15 protein-coding genes are annotated in these 15,357 nt (G+C 51.5%); 3 read left to right on the top strand and 12 right to left on the bottom strand.

The features are described from left to right. Positions 1-303 precede the first annotated feature (303 nt). Entirely contained in the window at positions 304-909 is a 606-nt protein-coding gene (locus KHQ09_RS06810; protein WP_213597253.1) for an LOG family protein, read from the top strand. A gap of 57 nt (positions 910-966) precedes the next feature. Here the strand turns inward: KHQ09_RS06810 and KHQ09_RS06815 are convergent, their stop codons facing one another. The 3 genes from KHQ09_RS06815 to purF all read right to left on the bottom strand — a co-directional run bounded on the left by KHQ09_RS06815 (position 967) and on the right by purF (position 4,072). Beyond that, on the bottom strand, positions 967-1,506 hold the full coding sequence (locus tag KHQ09_RS06815; protein WP_238481579.1) for an AAA family ATPase: 540 nt from the start codon (positions 1,504-1,506) through the stop codon (positions 967-969). Between the two features lie 189 nt (positions 1,507-1,695). After that, complete coding sequence (locus tag KHQ09_RS06820) at positions 1,696-2,436, bottom strand: SDR family NAD(P)-dependent oxidoreductase (RefSeq protein WP_075654620.1); 741 nt, start codon at positions 2,434-2,436, stop codon at positions 1,696-1,698. A gap of 61 nt (positions 2,437-2,497) precedes the next feature. Next, the gene (gene purF / locus KHQ09_RS06825) at positions 2,498-4,072 is read right to left on the bottom strand and encodes an amidophosphoribosyltransferase (protein ID WP_022712195.1); all 1,575 of its coding nucleotides are present in this window, start codon (positions 4,070-4,072) and stop codon (positions 2,498-2,500) included. Positions 4,073-4,521: 449 nt separating this feature from the next. Between purF and KHQ09_RS06830 the strand changes: the two genes are divergently transcribed. Then, a complete protein-coding gene (locus tag KHQ09_RS06830; RefSeq protein WP_213597257.1) occupies positions 4,522-5,139 on the top strand; it encodes a TetR/AcrR family transcriptional regulator in 618 nt (205 codons plus the stop codon). Beyond that, positions 5,136-6,353: a DUF418 domain-containing protein gene (locus KHQ09_RS06835; protein WP_213597259.1), complete on the top strand. Its 1,218-nt coding sequence runs from the start codon at positions 5,136-5,138 to the stop codon at positions 6,351-6,353. The genes KHQ09_RS06830 and KHQ09_RS06835 overlap by 4 nt, the downstream gene beginning before the upstream one ends. A gap of 56 nt (positions 6,354-6,409) precedes the next feature. Here KHQ09_RS06835 and KHQ09_RS06840 read toward each other — a convergent pair whose 3' ends face one another. The 9 genes from KHQ09_RS06840 to rpsF all read right to left on the bottom strand — a co-directional run bounded on the left by KHQ09_RS06840 (position 6,410) and on the right by rpsF (position 15,309). Then, positions 6,410-6,985 (bottom strand): CvpA family protein, encoded by a 576-nt coding sequence (locus KHQ09_RS06840; protein ID WP_022712192.1) that lies wholly within the window; start codon positions 6,983-6,985, stop codon positions 6,410-6,412. Positions 6,986-7,286: 301 nt separating this feature from the next. Beyond that, positions 7,287-8,690, bottom strand: a complete 1,404-nt coding sequence (gene radA, locus KHQ09_RS06845; RefSeq protein WP_213597261.1) for a DNA repair protein RadA — start codon at positions 8,688-8,690, stop codon at positions 7,287-7,289. Positions 8,691-8,701: 11 nt separating this feature from the next. Next, positions 8,702-10,213, bottom strand: a complete 1,512-nt coding sequence (locus KHQ09_RS06850; protein WP_075654624.1) for a replicative DNA helicase — start codon at positions 10,211-10,213, stop codon at positions 8,702-8,704. A 196-nt stretch (positions 10,214-10,409) separates the two neighbouring features. Next, positions 10,410-11,078, bottom strand: coding sequence for a hypothetical protein (locus KHQ09_RS06855; protein WP_213597263.1), 669 nt, complete (start codon positions 11,076-11,078; stop codon positions 10,410-10,412). A gap of 202 nt (positions 11,079-11,280) precedes the next feature. Then, positions 11,281-12,570 (bottom strand): SAM-dependent methyltransferase, encoded by a 1,290-nt coding sequence (locus KHQ09_RS06860; RefSeq protein ID WP_213597265.1) that lies wholly within the window; start codon positions 12,568-12,570, stop codon positions 11,281-11,283. 322 nt (positions 12,571-12,892) lie between these two features. Then, complete coding sequence (gene rplI, locus KHQ09_RS06865; protein WP_022712186.1) at positions 12,893-13,462, bottom strand: 50S ribosomal protein L9; 570 nt, start codon at positions 13,460-13,462, stop codon at positions 12,893-12,895. A gap of 42 nt (positions 13,463-13,504) precedes the next feature. Further along, positions 13,505-14,464 carry a DUF2232 domain-containing protein gene (locus tag KHQ09_RS06870; RefSeq protein ID WP_022712185.1) on the bottom strand — a complete coding sequence of 320 codons (960 nt, stop codon included), beginning with the start codon at positions 14,462-14,464 and terminating at the stop codon, positions 13,505-13,507. Between the two features lie 171 nt (positions 14,465-14,635). Next, the gene (gene rpsR / locus KHQ09_RS06875) at positions 14,636-14,884 is read right to left on the bottom strand and encodes a 30S ribosomal protein S18 (protein WP_022712184.1); all 249 of its coding nucleotides are present in this window, start codon (positions 14,882-14,884) and stop codon (positions 14,636-14,638) included. Next, positions 14,884-15,309, bottom strand: a complete 426-nt coding sequence (gene rpsF / locus KHQ09_RS06880; RefSeq protein ID WP_022712183.1) for a 30S ribosomal protein S6 — start codon at positions 15,307-15,309, stop codon at positions 14,884-14,886. The genes rpsR and rpsF overlap by 1 nt, the downstream gene beginning before the upstream one ends. Positions 15,310-15,357 lie beyond the last annotated feature (48 nt).

Raw genomic sequence — 15,357 nt, forward strand, 5'->3', positions numbered from 1 at the left:
ACCAAGCTTAAAAAAATATTATAACATGCTGTGTCTGCTTATAAATCCAAATGTATAAGCAGCACATTTGCCAACAACTAGCGCTTTTTTATTGTTACAGCAAGAATATCACATATCGGCGCTAAAATTCTTGTCACATATTGCGCGATAAGATGTCAGCCATACATGGTTTTCGGTACAAGGCCATGATTTTAAAAAGACTTCGGGAACAGCGGTGAAAGAACTGGTTTTTTATACGGATTATTAGCGGCCGATTTCACTGCATAAACTTGACGGCAAACAGCCCGCGCGCGAAAAGAAAGCATGAGCAAGATTCGATCAATATGTGTCTATTGCGGTTCTTCAACCGGCAATAATCCGGTTTACCGGGAAGCAGGACTGGCTCTTGGCCGCTCCATTGCAGAAAACGGTCTTCGCCTGATTTATGGCGGCGGCACAAAAGGAATTATGGGTGCAGTTGCAGAAGGCGCTTACAAGGCTGGCGGTAAAGTCACCGGTATCATTCCGACATTTCTTCTCAATAAAGAAGCTGACGGCAAGCAGAATGAAATGCTTGATGAGCAGATCATTACCGAGAATATGCATCAGCGCAAACAGCTGATGTTTGAACGCTCGGATGCATTTGTCACCCTGCCGGGTGGTATTGGTTCTGTTGAGGAAATCGTGGAAATGATGACCTGGGCACAGCTCGGCCATCATAAAAAGCCGATGGTTTTCGCCAATATCAATCATTTCTGGGAGCCGATGATCGCTATGCTCGATCATATGCGTACCGAAGGTTTTATCCATACCGGTCATCGCGTGCAGCCTAAAATGCTGGATACTGTGGAAGAAATTATCCCTTACATCTTTGATGCAGTCACGAAAGGCGATGCATCCGGTGATGAAGAGATTATTGCCCGCATGTAAGCAGATTACATGACTATTTAAAAAGCCCCTCAGTGAGGGGCTTTTTTATTGCGTAAATTAAGCTGTGTGGGCGAGTATAAAATCTGCTCTTGTCTCAACATCTGCCTTAGGCAACTCCATCAGAGTGAAGCCATAATCTTGATAGACTGCCAGCATGGCCTCAAATGTGCGCTCAGCCTCTTGCGGTGATTGCTTACGCTCTTCGTCTCCCTGATAAATCTCCGGCCAGTGCGGCGCGATGAAAACGGTTTTATTATAGTAAAAGTGCTTCACTGCCTGATGCACATGATCCGGTACAGGCAGGCCGGAAAGCGTGAGGTAACCGGCAATATCGGCCATGCCGCGATCAAAGAAATACGGCTTATCAGATGTTGTCTGTGTGGCCAGCAGGTGAGAGCGCATTTCCCATGACAGCATCATTTCCGCGAAAAGTGCGGGATCGAGCCATGGCAAAGCCTTGCCGCTGATTTTGACCTGATCCTGAATGATATGTCGTCCGCCTTCCTGACTATGTTGGTACCCCCGCTGTTTGAGAACATTGAGCAGAGTGGTTTTGCCGGAGCCCGGGCCACCGGTAAGTATATAAAAATGATCCATAACAGACCCTTCTGTTTTCATGGAATTGAAAAATCGGACAGTTCAGAGGGGAAGGCGGCAGGATAAAATGAGGCAGCAGGGAGCTGCGAATAAAAAAGCCGCGAAGAATATTATTTAATTGAAAAGATTGGATAAAAAACAGTTCTGGCCGGTTATTAATAATCCGGCCAGACGATTATAGACATGTGTTTATGAAGGCATATGATATTGCAGGAATTTATCCTGACGTACATCATAAAGCTGGCCGGTAATGGTCAGCGCCGGATCGGCGAGCTGCACAATTTTTGCAGCGACATCGGCCGGATGCGGCAGAGTTTCCGGATCTTCACCCGGCATTGCTTTGGCGCGCATCGCTGTGCGCGTAGCACCCGGATTGACGGAGTTAACCCGCAGCGGCATTTGTTTGGTCTCTTCTGCCCATGAGCGCCCCATCACTTCTACCGCAGCTTTGGAAGCGGCATAAGGCGCCCAGAATGCGCGTGCTGTATGGGCGACGCCGGAGGACATCAGAATAGCACGACCGGCATCAGAACGGCGCAGCAGCGGGTCAACCGAGCGGATCAGGCGCCAGATTGAGGTCAGATTGGTGCTGATAACATTGTCAAACACCTTGGCTTCCACATGGCCGACCGGAGAGATTGTGCCAAGCACACCGGCATTGGCGACGAGAATATCCAGTTTGCCCCAGCGGTCATTGATAGATGAGCCGAGCAGGTCAAGAGCAGGCATGTCTTTCAGATCAAGCGGGACAAGGGTTGCTGTATTGCCCATTGCCTGAATTTCATCATCCAGTTCTTCAAGGCCGCCGACAGTCCGTGCAACAGCAATGACATGGGCACCGCGTTTCGCCAGTTCCAATGCCAGAAAATAACCAATGCCGCGGGATGCGCCGGTCACCAGTGCTGTGCGTCCGCTCAGATCAAAGCTCATAAAAATCCACCCGTTTCAGTCTGCATAATGTAAAGGCGGCTGAAAGCCGCCTTTTAGGATTTTAGCCGTTGCTGGAAAGTAATGCGAAATTGTGAATATTCGACAATTCTTCCTGATCGACCAGACGGGTCGGATAGTCGCCCGTGAAATAATGGTCGGTAAATTGCGGAGCTTTCGGATTACGCTTCTCGCCGCCGACCGCCTCATAAAGACCGTCAATGGAGAGGAATTCCAGCGAATCCGCACCGATATAATCGCACATTGCCTGCAGGTCAGGATATTGGTTGGCCAGCAGCTTGTCTGCATCCGGCGTATCAATACCGTAGAAATCCGGATGATGGATCATCGGGGAGGCAACACGGATATGGACTTCCTTGGCTCCGGCATCGCGGATCATTCGCACGATTTTCATCGAAGTGGTGCCGCGCACAATGGAGTCATCCACCAGCACAACACGTTTGCCTTCAATGATCGCGCGGTTTGCTGAATGTTTCAGCTTCACGCCGAGGGCGCGGATCTGCTGTGTCGGTTCAATAAAGGTGCGGCCGACATAGTGATTGCGGATAATGCCGAGCTCAAACGGAATACCGCTGGCTTGTGCATAGCCGATTGCTGCCGGAGTGCCGCCATCCGGCACAGGCACTACAACATCCGCTTCAACCGGAGATTCTTTGGCCAGATTAATACCGGCGTTTTTACGCGCAACATAAACATTGCGGCCGCCGACAACGGAGTCAGGACGGGCAAAATAGACATATTCAAACAGGCAAACACGTTCCGGCTTGCGGTTCGAGGCCTTGATGGATGTGGTGCTGATAGAACCGTCTGCCTGTGTTTCGCAGATGATAACTTCGCCGTTTTCCACATCGCGGATATATTTTGCGCCGATAATGTCGAGTGCGCAGGTCTCGGAGCAGAAAATCGGCTTGCCGTCGAGTTCACCCATAACCAGCGGGCGGATACCGACAGGATCGCGCGCTGCAATCAGTTTGGTACGGGTCATAGCGAGGATCGCATAGCCGCCTTCAACCTGACGGATTGCATCGACAAAACGGTCGCTGGATGACGCGAGGCGCGAACGGGCGATGAGATGCAGCACAACTTCAGAATCAGAAGTGGACTGGCAGATCGCACCGGAGGCAATCAGATGACGGCGCAGGCTCAGACCATTGGTGAAATTGCCGTTATGGGCAATGGCGATGCCGCCGACTTCCAGTTCGGCAAATAGCGGCTGCACATTGCGCAGCACAGTCTCACCGGTGGTGGAGTAACGCACATGACCGATCGAAAGATTGCCCGGAAGCTGTTTCAGGGTTGCAGGATTGGTGAAATGATCGCCAACCAGCCCCATGTGACGTTCGGAATAGAAGCGTCCTTCATGATAGGAAACAATACCGGCCGCTTCCTGTCCGCGATGCTGCAGGGCATGAAGGCCGAGAGCTGTCAGCGTTGCTGCATCCTCATGGCCGAGAATGCCAAAGACGCCGCATTCTTCATGCAAGGCGTCTTCATCAAAGGAAAAACGGGAAGAATTATGAAGCGGTTCTGTGCCGCCGCTCTCTCCTGTGTGAGAGGCGCAGATCTTCTGAGAATGATCTGACGAAATATGGGCGGTTTCACCGGAATGACTTATCATAGCCGCTGGGCCTTTCGATTGCAGAGCAATTAAAAATGCTCTCTATCATAAGAGTGCTTTTGCTGCATAGTCCCAAAACCGAAAGCTTTCCGGTTGCAGTGCCATGCAAAAGGAACAATTCAGAGCATTGCGCAGAGTTCAGACGACTGAGGCTCAAAATGCAGCTCTGATGAAAAGTCTGAGCGGGACATCAGGGAGAGGGTGTTCGGGAGACGATTATGTTTTCTGCTGTTCTCAGCAGGAAAATTGCTCCTTCGCAGACATTACTCCCCATATGTCTCTGATTTTCAGCCTCATATATGGCGGTTAGTCCTTAGACACAACAGTTCTCCTCAGGTTTTAAACAATAGCACAATTTGGTCGCAGTCTGTGTGGATTATTTTATCGCTTGCGTAAGCTGTGATTTCAAATTAATAAACCGAGCGTTCAGTCTATTTTAGAGGTGCGCTATGCGCGTGACAGATCCTGAAAAACATCAGGCAAAGAAACAGATGATTTTGGAGGCGGCGAAAGCCTGTTTCGCGGAGCAGGGGTTTCACCAGACCAGCACGGCACAAATTTGTGCAGCGGCAGGCGTCAGTACCGGAAATCTGTTTCATTATTTCTCAAGCAAGAAAGCAATCATCGCTGCGATTGTTGAAGAAGATTTGCAGCAGACCCAGATATTTGTTGCGGCATTGCGCGAGCAGGAAAATCTTGTGACTGCATTGGACGCTTTTTTTGATGTGGTGCTGGATGTTGCTTCTGACCCTGCACAGGCATCGCTGGCTCTGGAAATTGCTGCAGAGGCAGGGCGGGATGCGGAGATTGGTGTTTTGTACCGGCTGAGCACCCGTGTGATGCGTGAGGAACTGGAATATCTGGTCAGTCTGGGAATGGAGAACGGACAGTTCAGCCGGCAATTTTCTGCCGCGTCAGTTGTGCATTGTCTGATGGTGATGGTGGACGGTATTTTCAGCCGTGTTTCTGTCGACCTGCAATTTAAGCCTCAGGAACAGAAAGCAGCATTGAAAACAATGATGACGGGCGTGCTTGGTCTTGCAAATGGCAGGGAAGCGCAGAAATGAAATCAGATGTCCCGTCTCCGGCTGCAAAGCCTGTATCCCGTATTGCGGATGTGGATGCCCTGCGTGGTTTTGCACTGCTTGGCATTTTGCAGGTTAATATTCTGGCCTTTTCTTCCGTTTTTTATGGGTTTCCAAATAGCGATGCAGAATTAAGCTTTGGTTTTAACGAGTTCGTGCAGTTAATCATCTCAACAATCTTTGAGATGAAGTTCTATCTGCTGTTCTCTTTCCTGTTCGGCTATAGCGTCACGCTGCAAATGCAGTCGGCAGAGCGTGCCGGAGAGGCTTTTGTTCCGCGTTTTTTACGGCGTCAGGCCGGTTTGTGGATTGTCGGTCTGCTGCATGCAGTTCTGCTTTTCCATGGCGACATTCTCACAACCTATGCTGTGCTCGGCGTGGTTTTATTATATTGGCGAAACAAGCCGGATAACACGCTGATTAAAGCTGCGGTGTGGCTGATTGGTTTAACGGCATTGCTCTGGTTGTTGGTCGGCGCTTTGTTCTGGAACCCGGATCAGACAGACATTGCTGAACTCTTAGCTGAAGCGCAGCTGGCTCATACAGCATATAGCGGCAGTTTTGGCGCAGTTATCATGCAGCATATAACAGAGCTGCAAACCATGTGGGTTTTGCTGTTACTGATACAGGCTCCCTGTGCGCTGGCTATGTTCTTACTCGGTTTTCTGGCAGGCAGGCACCAGTTTTTGGCACAACCGGAGCTGTACAGACCTTATCTGAAACCGGCAATAAAAGCCGCTATCATGATCGGTTTGCCCGCATCGGTACTGACTGCGCTGACAGGTTTGTTTGCAAGCGGTACAGAATGGGAAGTGTTTGGTCTGGCATTGACCCTTGTGACGGCGCCACTACTGACTTTTGGTATAATCGCACTGATGCTCCGGCTTTTCGGCACAAAACATGGCCAGTTCTGGCGTGATGCACTGGCTCCGGCGGGGCGTATGGCGCTGTCCAATTATCTGCTGCAATCGCTGATATGCAGTTTCATTTTCTACGGCTTCGGTCTTGGGTTGATCGAGAAAACAACGGCAATTGTCAATGTTCTGATTGGCCTGTCCGTTTTCATTGTCCAGCTATTTGTGAGCCGGTGGTGGCTGCGCCATTATTATTACGGGCCGCTGGAATGGCTGCTGAGAGCTTTGACAATCGGGCGCTGGCCGGATTTCCGAAAGCCGAATGCCAGACTGGGAGTATAACAAAAACGCCGGCAGATTTATCTGCCGGCGTTTTTATTAAAATATGCGAACTGAATTTAGTTTGCCGGTTGAGCCGGTACATCATTCTCAGGCACATCCTGCGCGGAAGGCTGGGTGCCCAATTGCGGCTTCAGGCGCTCAATGATTGCGGTTTCAGGGTCTTCCGGCAGCATATCCACCAGTTGCTGGCCAAGAGAATCCAGCATCGGCTTGGATTTGGCATTGGTGATCCAGCTTGGCTGATCTGTAGCCACAAGCCAGTTGAAGAACAGCATTGCAACCACAACCAGCAGAACGCCGCGTGCTGCGCCGAAAATAAAACCCAGTGTGCGGTCAAGCGCACCAATACGGCTGTCGATGATGAAATCGGCAATTTTCATGGTGATGATTGATACAACAATCAATGTCACCAGAAAGACCGAACCGGCTGCCGCAATATTCAGAATGGTTTCATTGCTGATATATGGCTGCAGGTAGGGCACGACAGGCTTATAGAAGAAATAGGCGGCCAGAGCTGCCGCAGCCCAGGATGCCACCGAAAGCACTTCGCGCGAAAATCCGCGTACCATGGCCAGAATGGCCGATACGAGGGTTACCCCGATAAGAATTCCGTCTAGCAATGTAATCGGCATCCTGCCTAATTCCTCTGTGTCGGTCTGTCCCTCGGGACATATAATTTCGTGCGGGCATAATTGCCGCAGCTCAAAGATTTACAGTGTCTCGCGTCAGTCCGATAGAGTTGTGACACTTTTGTCGTCGAAAATTAACCTGAATTTCTTTCATAAATCACTAATTCGGGAGCCGATTGCAATTTAAAGCCGTTATAGCCTGTAAAAAAATTCAGCCTATGTCCGGTTGTTAATGCTCCGCATCCGTTATTTTAAGTTGCAGAGAGCCTATGATTCCCGAGTTTTCTGTTGTGATAGACCTATGCTAATCTCGGTTCTGCGCATTCTTTCCGGGGCCGGAAGCAGCAATTCGTGCCACCAGATCGGGCAGGGAGCCGGTTTCTGTCAGCGTGAAATTGTGTGGGCGTGACAACTCACCCCCGCCCACAGGCAGAACAGCCTGTTTAAAGCCGAGTTTCTCCGCCTCTTTAATGCGTTGCGCAGCATGAGCTACGGCACGTACTGCACCGGAAAGACTGACTTCACCAAAATAAACGCTGTTTGCAGGCAGCGGAATACCGGCAAGCGACGAGACAAGCGCTGCCGCTACAGCCATATCCGCAGCAGGCTCGGAAATACGATAACCACCAGCCACATTGAGATAAACATCATGCTGGCCGAAGCGCACACCGCAATGGGCTTCCAGCACGGCAAGGGTCATGGATAGACGGCTGTTATCCCAGCCGACAACGGCGCGACGCGGAGTGCCGAGTGTGGATGGTGCAACAAGCGCCTGAATTTCCACGAGAACAGGGCGGGTACCTTCCATACCGGCAAATACCGCAGCTCCCGGAGCCTTTTCATTGCGCTCGCCAAGAAACAGTTCGGACGGGTTGGAGACTTCCCGCAAACCTTTATCGGACATTTCAAAAACGCCGATTTCATCAGTCGGACCAAAGCGGTTTTTGACTGTGCGCAGGATGCGGTAGTGATGGCCGCCTTCGCCTTCAAAATACAAAACGCCGTCAACCATATGCTCAACCACACGCGGGCCTGCGATCTGGCCTTCTTTGGTCACATGGCCGACCAGCACCACGGCTGCGCCGGTTGACTTGGCGTAGCGGATCATCGCCTGCGCACCGGCACGTACCTGCGTCACCGAACCCGGTGCGCTGTCAGCCGCATCTGTCCACAGGGTCTGGATGGAATCAATAATCACCAGATCAGGGCGTGGTTTGGTATCAATGGTCGCGAGAATATCCTCGACATTGGTTTCTGCTGCCAGTTCCACAGATGTGTCTGCGGCATGCAATCTCTGAGCGCGCAAACGAATCTGTGCCACCGCTTCTTCACCGGATACATAGATGATGCGGTTGCCGCGACGAGCTAAAGCCGCAGCGGCTTGTGTAAGTAAGGTTGATTTGCCAATGCCCGGGTCACCGCCGACCAGCAGTGCGGAACCGCGGACAAAGCCGCCACCTGTCACACGATCTAGCTCACCGATACCGGACTGGATACGCGGTGCATCTTCAATCTCACCGGAGAGGGTGGTGAGCGCAACGGCACGGCCTTTGCGCATCGCCATTTTGCCCGGACCCGAGCCGATGCCGCCGGATGTGCCTTCTTCGACAAGTGTGTTCCACTCGCCGCAGCCGTCGCATTTGCCTGCCCAGCGCGAATGCGTGGCACCGCAATTCTGGCAGATGAACTGAATCCGGTTTTTAGCCAAGCTCTTATCTTTCAGTGATCGTCATATTGTTCAGGCAGATAAGTGCCTTCGGCCAGATCGGTAAAGCGCGTGAATTCCGACTGGAAGGCGAGCTTTACAGTACCGGTAGGACCGTGACGCTGTTTGGCAATGATAACGTCTGCCGTGCCTTTGACTTTCTCAAAGTGCATTTTCCACTCGTCATATTTCGGATCGAATTCGTCGCGTGGTTCAAGGTTTTTGACGTAATATTCTTCACGATACACGAAGAGCACAACGTCCGCATCCTGCTCGATGGAACCCGATTCACGAAGATCGGAGAGCTGCGGGCGTTTGTCTTCGCGGTTTTCCACCTGACGGGAGAGCTGTGACAGCGCGATGATCGGCACGTTCAGCTCTTTGCCAAGGGCTTTGAGACCCGTGGTGATTTCGGTGATTTCCTGCACGCGGTTTTGCGCCGAGGCTTTGGACGAACCGGTCATCAGCTGAATATAGTCAATCACCAGACAATCAAGGCCGCGTTGACGCTTGAGGCGGCGGGCACGTGCAGACAGCTGCGCAATGGAGATACCACCGGTCTGGTCAATATAAAGCGGAATACGCTGCATCGTCTGGGTGCAGGCGATCAGCTTTTCAAAATCGGTTTCCGAGATTTCACCACGACGGATTTTGGATGAGGAAACTTCTGTCTGCTCGGAAATAATACGGGTTGCCAGCTGTTCGGCGGACATTTCGAGCGAGAAGAAGCCGACCACACCACCATTGATGGCTTTCATTGAGCCGTCTGCCAGCTGTTCACCTTGATAGGCAGCGGCAATATTGAAGGCGATATTGGTGGCAAGGGAGGTCTTACCCATACCCGGACGCCCTGCCAGCACGATCAAGTCGGAAGACTGCAAGCCACCCATCTTACCATCCAGCATGTGGATGCCGGTGGAAACACCGGACAGATGTCCGTCACGCTGGAAGGCAACACCCGCTAGATCAATCGCGGTTTTAACGGCTTCGTTGAAGGGCTGGAAGCCGCCGTCATAACGGCCGGTTTCCGCCAGTTCAAACAGGCGGCGTTCCGCATCTTCAATCTGTGAGCGCGGAGCCATATCGACCGGCGCATCATAGGCGACATTGACCATTTCCTCACCGATGCCAATCAGCGAGCGGCGTGTGGCAAGGTCATAGATCGCGCGGCCATAATCTTCCGCATTGATAACGGTTACCGCTTCAGCGGCAAGACGCACCACATATTGAAACACAGTCATGTCGCCGACTTTATCATCGGCAGGCAGGAAGGTTTTCATGGTCACCGGATTGGCCATTTTACCAACGCGGATCAGCTCGGACGCCAGTTCATAAATACGGCGATGCAGCGGGTCGTAAAAATGCGGCGGCTTCAGAAAGTCCGAAACACGGTAAAAAGCATCATTATTAATCAGAATTGCGCCGAGAAGAGCCTGTTCCGCTTCGATATTGTTCGGGGCTTCGCGGTAAAGCGAATTCTGGGTGTCCCGTGTCTCTTCAAGTTTGTGAACAGTCGCGTCAGCCATAAAGTTCTGGATCCTTTGCCGCAATCAAGCGGGAATTATCCGGCAAAAAGCCGGACATCAGAGTCTGTTGAAATATGAGTGTAAACAATCTGCCGGTGCAGTTGAAGCGGCTATACCATGATTCACAGCGATTCACAGGCTGCAGCTGCAAGAACTGCCTGTCAGATAGTCGTCGCGTGGGGTCTTTTGATAGAGGTTAGTCCGCAGTCGCCAGCAAAGACTGGTGATAGCGGAGCTGGAACTGTCCGGTCAGAAGAAAAATATAGGCTGCCAATTCGCTCAGTTCTTCAAGGTTTTGAGCGGCTGCGCCGGTCAGGCCGGTTGTAAGGCCAAGATGCTCTTCTGCTGCTGTTGAAATCATCATGCACAGCGTTGCCAGCAAAAATGCCCCCCATGGCAACCCGCCGGATTGCTGCAATGGTTTGAGCAATTTATGCGAGCCGTTTTTCAGCATCAGAACCGCTAACAGCAAAACAGAGGCAATCAATGCCGGCATGATGGCTGGTTTGTACCAGAGCTGGCGTGATGAGAAGAAAGGGCCAAGCTCGGAAAGGCTGATCGGCTCAAGGAAAACCGCACCCCAGCTTAATTCCCGAACTGCGCAGATAAACCAGATCAATGCCGCACCGCGCCAGAACCATTTCCAGTCAGAACTACCGGATTTTTGAAAAATCAGTGCCTGTATCATACCCAGAAACAGCAATATTGCCTGAGCATTTTCAACAGGGCCGTTTTCCCACGATGTCCATGCAGGGAGAATGAGTGCCAGCGGATAGGAAGCGAGAAGAACCAGTAATCCTGCTGATAAGACAAGCAGGGTTGTTTTATTCAGGCGTGGGTGCAGCTTGGTTTGCACGCTGGGCATCAGATATTTATCCCTTGAAACAACAGCGCTCCGAAAGATGCGATGCAGGTTTCAGGTAAAAGAGCGCGTAAAAGCAAACAGATAAATGTCTGAAGCGCACCAGCGGTGCAATCGCCGGAACTTCACAATCTCTTGATAAAAACTTTATGAACAACAGAGTGTCGTCAATTTGTCACAAAATTGCAGCCCGTTGACCCGCGCTTTAATAAACCAGATGTTTCGGGCTGATCTTCTCGCTGCTGCTGTCATTGCAAGCTTTGAATTTCCGCATTTCCAGTCGCTTAAGCCGCTTTTCCTCCTGCTCAATATAATTACGGGTCAGCGGCACGGCATCCTGTCTGTGTGCAAGCTGTATCTGAAACACCATCATATTCTGCCAGCGGAAGGCGGATTCCGAGCCTGCCAGATAAAATTCCCACATCCGGCAAAAACGCTCATCATAAATGGCTTTTGCTTTATCGCGGTTTGCCATGAAAGCTTCACGCCATGCTTTGAGCGTTTCCGCATAATGCAGGCGGAGGATTTCGATATCCGTTATAATCAGTCCTGCATTTTCAATATGCGGCAGGACTTCCGAGAGAGAGGGGATATAGCCGCCGGGGAAAATATATTTACGGATGAACGGATTGGTGACGGAAGGCTCGTCACTACGGCCGATAGAGTGCAGCAGCATGGAACCATCCGGTTTTAACAGCCGCGCAACCTGCTGAAAAAACTCGGCATAATGGGTAACGCCTACATGTTCAAACATGCCGACTGAACTGATCCGGTCGAATTGCTGGTTCAGCTCGCGATAATCCTGCAAGAGAAACTGCGCCTGTTGATTCAGGCCGCTCTCTTTTGCCCTTTGATTGGCAATCTGGAACTGCTCCTGAGATAGGGTTACACCGGTAACATCAGCATCAAGAAATTCTGCGAAATACAGACCTAACCCGCCCCAGCCGCAGCCGATATCCAGTAATTTATCTTCCGGCTTGATTTGCAGCTTGGCCGCAATATGCCGTTTCTTGGCCAGTTGTGCTTCCGCAAGGCTGGTCTGCGGTGTTTCAAAATAAGCGCAGGAATATTGCTTGTCGGGATCAAGAAACAGATCATACAATTCGCCGCTCAGATCATAGTGCCGTTGCACATTTCTGGATGAGCGTGCCAGCGTGTTCATTTGCTGTAATGGTCTGAAAATTTTGCGTAATCGGGTTAAGACACGCATCCACGGCTCTTTTGCCGCCGTGGGGCCGGTATTCTCAAAGACCAGCCGGAGAAAGCTGTAAATATCGCCTTCCGGAAAACTGATATCCCCGTCCATGAAGCATTCGCCGAGCTTCAGTTCCGGATCAAGAGCAATTGCTCTTTCCGCCGCTTTGTTGTGAAAGGCAAGCGTAACATGTGGCGCAGTGCCGTTGCCGTAAGTGTGTGTCGCGCCATCGGCAAATTGTACTTTAAGATCGCCGCTTGAGATCAGCTTGTTCAGAACCGAATGCAGCATGCTACTCATGTCTCATCCTCCTCCGATCTTGCAGAACCGGTTGAGCGACGGATGAAGCGGCGAGTTTCCGCGCCTGTATCCGCCTTTCGAGCATTTCCAGAAAAAGTGCAAAGCGGTTTTTCTTTGGATAATGCGTCAACACAAAGAGCTAAACACGGTACAGCGCTTTAAGAATAGCCGGTTTTATTGTTCTGGAAAGAGCGGGGCAGAAATAATTACGGAGAGTGTAATCATTTTCGCGTGATGGTTTCATAAATAAACGGGTAATAAAAAAGCTGCACCGGATGTCCGGTGCAGCCTTTCAGATACGAGATCTGTAGGAAAACGCTGATTATGCGTTTTCTTCGCCATCGAAGTCTTCGTCGAAAACTTCTTCAGCCAGAGGCTCTTCTTCGATGCCGTAGATAGCAGCAGCAGTCGACAGATCTTCACCTTTTTCCTGACGCAGAGCTTCGTCAGCTGTACGTGCGATATTGATGGTGATTGTGGCCGATACTTCCGGGTGCAGAACGATCGAGATTGTGTGAATGCCGATTGTCTTGATCGCGTGGTTCAGGTCAACCTGGTTGCGGTTCAGCGAGAAGCCTTCAGCAGTTACAACATCAGCAACGTCACGTGTCGAAACCGAACCGTACAGCTGACCGGTTTCACCAGCCGAGCGAACAACGATGAAGCTTTTGCCGTCCAGCTTGTCAGCAACGGCCTGTGCTTCGGTTTTGCGTTCCAGATCACGGGCTTCGAGCTGAGCGCGCTGGGATTCAAAACGAGCCATGTTGGCTTCGTTGGCACGCAGTGCCTTGCCCTGCGGGAGCAGGAAGTTACGGGCAAAGCCGTCTTTTACAGTAACAGTATCGCCCATCTGACCGAGGCGGCTGATGCGTTCAAGCAGGATAACTTTCATTGGACTATTCCTTGAGTGTTTAAGTTCTGAATGTGTTTATGGTTATGAATTCTGGGACGGATCTTTGGAGAGCGGAGCGCCGCGCGATGTATCGAGCAGGCCGAATACCAGAAAGATCAGTGCAGAGAATGCGAAGATGATGAGCAGAAAATAGGCAAGCCACAGAGCAAACGGACGCCATGTGGCACCGCGTGTCCGCCAGTGAATAATTGCCAGACCGGCCATGATAAAGCCCGCCGCAAGCGCACCGGCAAAAGTGGTGGCGATCATGCTGGCAGGGCCGGACAGGAACATGGAGCCGGCAAAGGTCAGTGCGAAAACCAGCAAAGCAGGGCGCGGCATGCGCAATGTTGCAGGCCAGTTATCGCGCGGGCGGCGCAGCACGCCGGAGCGTTCAGTGATGCGCAGCGCGAGATAGAAATTCGCGGTCAGGAACATCAGGCTGGTTGCAGCCTGAATGGCAGGCAGACCGAACAGCAGAAACTGCTGCAGCATTTCACGGAAATCGTCGCTTGCATTGAACTGGGGATCAGAGGCTTGCAGGCTTGCAATCATCGCACCGGTCAGTTCACGCACCATTTCTTCACCATAGCCGATAATCGAGCCGACGATGATGAAGCTGACAGAAATCAGCAGTGCGAGGCGGAACATGATGTCCGGCAGCGGATACCATACCAGTGCATCTTTAGGGCCGCCCAGTTCCTGAGCAGGCCGCGCAAGACCGGCAAGATAAGCGCCGGTTGCAGCAGGGATGAAACTGGTGAGGGCAATCAGAACCGCAACCATAGGTGCGGCGAAAATCGCAACGGCAATGCTCGCCGTGGCAGCGGCAATCAAACCGGCGGCAGTGCCCCAGCCAAGAGCGGCAATAAAAATAGGAAGAGGGGTGAGGACATAGAGAACCATAGCAAGGCCGCTTTGGACCAGTACACCAGAAGCCAGCAGCGCGGCTGCAAGCCCCGCAAGAACACCGGTTCCGATATGTTTGCTATTGTAATTCATCTTAATCCTGCTGTCCTGCCCGGAAGTTTCCGGTTGCAGTTAGAGAATGATCGCTTCCGCGCTCTGTTCCCAACCTGACCTTGCGGTCACTAAATCATTTATTCCGGTTTTTAATGCCCCGGTGCATCAGAAATGAACCGGGGTGTGCGGACACACCCCGAATCAAAAATCTTATTTCACAACATATGGCAGCAGGCCGAGGAAACGTGCACGCTTGATCGCTTTTGCGAGTTCGCGCTGTTTTTTCTGGCTTACAGCTGTAATGCGGGAAGGAACGATCTTGCCGCGTTCAGAAATGTAACGCTGCAGGAGTTTGATGTCCTTGTAATCGATCTTCGGTGCGTTTGGACCTGTGAATGGGCAGGTCTTACGACGACGATGGAACGGACGACGGGTCGGGATCTGATTGATATCAACCATTATTCTTCTCCTTCACCGGCAGATTCGTTGTCGCGTGGACGACGCGGACGGCGTGGACGATCGTCATCACGGCCGAAACGGTCTTCACGTTCACGGCGGTCATCACGACGGCTCAGCATTGCTGACTGGCCTTCTTCGTGTTCTTCAACACGAATGGTCATGAAGCGGAGAACGTCTTCGTTAATACGCATCTGGCGTTCCATTTCAGCAACTGCAGCAGCAGGAGCATCGATGTTTACCAGTGTGTAGTAAGCTTTACGGTTCTTTTTGATACGATAAGTCAGAGGACGCAGTCCCCAGCTTTCGATTTTCCCGACTTTACCACCGTTAGCTTCAAGAACGCCCTTGTACTGTTCTACCAGTGCGTCAACCTGCTGCTGCGAGATATCCTGTCGGGCAAGGATCACATGTTCATAAAGAGCCATTGTCTTTGCCTTTCTTCAAAAAACCACCATCCGGATCAACGGCTAAGC

It is taken from the genome of Pseudochrobactrum algeriensis (assembly GCF_018436245.1).
In the GTDB taxonomy this organism is placed as follows: domain Bacteria; phylum Pseudomonadota; class Alphaproteobacteria; order Rhizobiales; family Rhizobiaceae; genus Pseudochrobactrum; species Pseudochrobactrum saccharolyticum.

Bases quoted from the DNA above. Each gene is read 5' to 3' on its own strand.
- KHQ09_RS06830 (WP_213597257.1), top strand. From the start codon at position 4,522: ATGCGCGTGACAGATCCTGAAAAACATCAGGCAAAGAAACAGATGATT.
- purF (WP_022712195.1), bottom strand. From the start codon at position 4,072: ATGATAAGTCATTCCGGTGAAACCGCCCATATTTCGTCAGATCATTCT.
- rpsF (WP_022712183.1), bottom strand. From the start codon at position 15,309: ATGGCTCTTTATGAACATGTGATCCTTGCCCGACAGGATATCTCGCAG.
- KHQ09_RS06820 (WP_075654620.1), bottom strand. From the start codon at position 2,436: ATGAGCTTTGATCTGAGCGGACGCACAGCACTGGTGACCGGCGCATCC.
- KHQ09_RS06810 (WP_213597253.1), top strand. From the start codon at position 304: ATGAGCAAGATTCGATCAATATGTGTCTATTGCGGTTCTTCAACCGGC.
- KHQ09_RS06815 (WP_238481579.1), bottom strand. From the start codon at position 1,506: ATGGATCATTTTTATATACTTACCGGTGGCCCGGGCTCCGGCAAAACC.
- KHQ09_RS06840 (WP_022712192.1), bottom strand. From the start codon at position 6,985: ATGCCGATTACATTGCTAGACGGAATTCTTATCGGGGTAACCCTCGTA.
- KHQ09_RS06860 (WP_213597265.1), bottom strand. From the start codon at position 12,570: ATGAGTAGCATGCTGCATTCGGTTCTGAACAAGCTGATCTCAAGCGGC.
- KHQ09_RS06855 (WP_213597263.1), bottom strand. From the start codon at position 11,078: ATGCCCAGCGTGCAAACCAAGCTGCACCCACGCCTGAATAAAACAACC.
- KHQ09_RS06835 (WP_213597259.1), top strand. From the start codon at position 5,136: ATGAAATCAGATGTCCCGTCTCCGGCTGCAAAGCCTGTATCCCGTATT.
- KHQ09_RS06870 (WP_022712185.1), bottom strand. From the start codon at position 14,464: ATGAATTACAATAGCAAACATATCGGAACCGGTGTTCTTGCGGGGCTT.
- rplI (WP_022712186.1), bottom strand. From the start codon at position 13,462: ATGAAAGTTATCCTGCTTGAACGCATCAGCCGCCTCGGTCAGATGGGC.
- KHQ09_RS06850 (WP_075654624.1), bottom strand. From the start codon at position 10,213: ATGGCTGACGCGACTGTTCACAAACTTGAAGAGACACGGGACACCCAG.
- rpsR (WP_022712184.1), bottom strand. From the start codon at position 14,884: ATGGTTGATATCAATCAGATCCCGACCCGTCGTCCGTTCCATCGTCGT.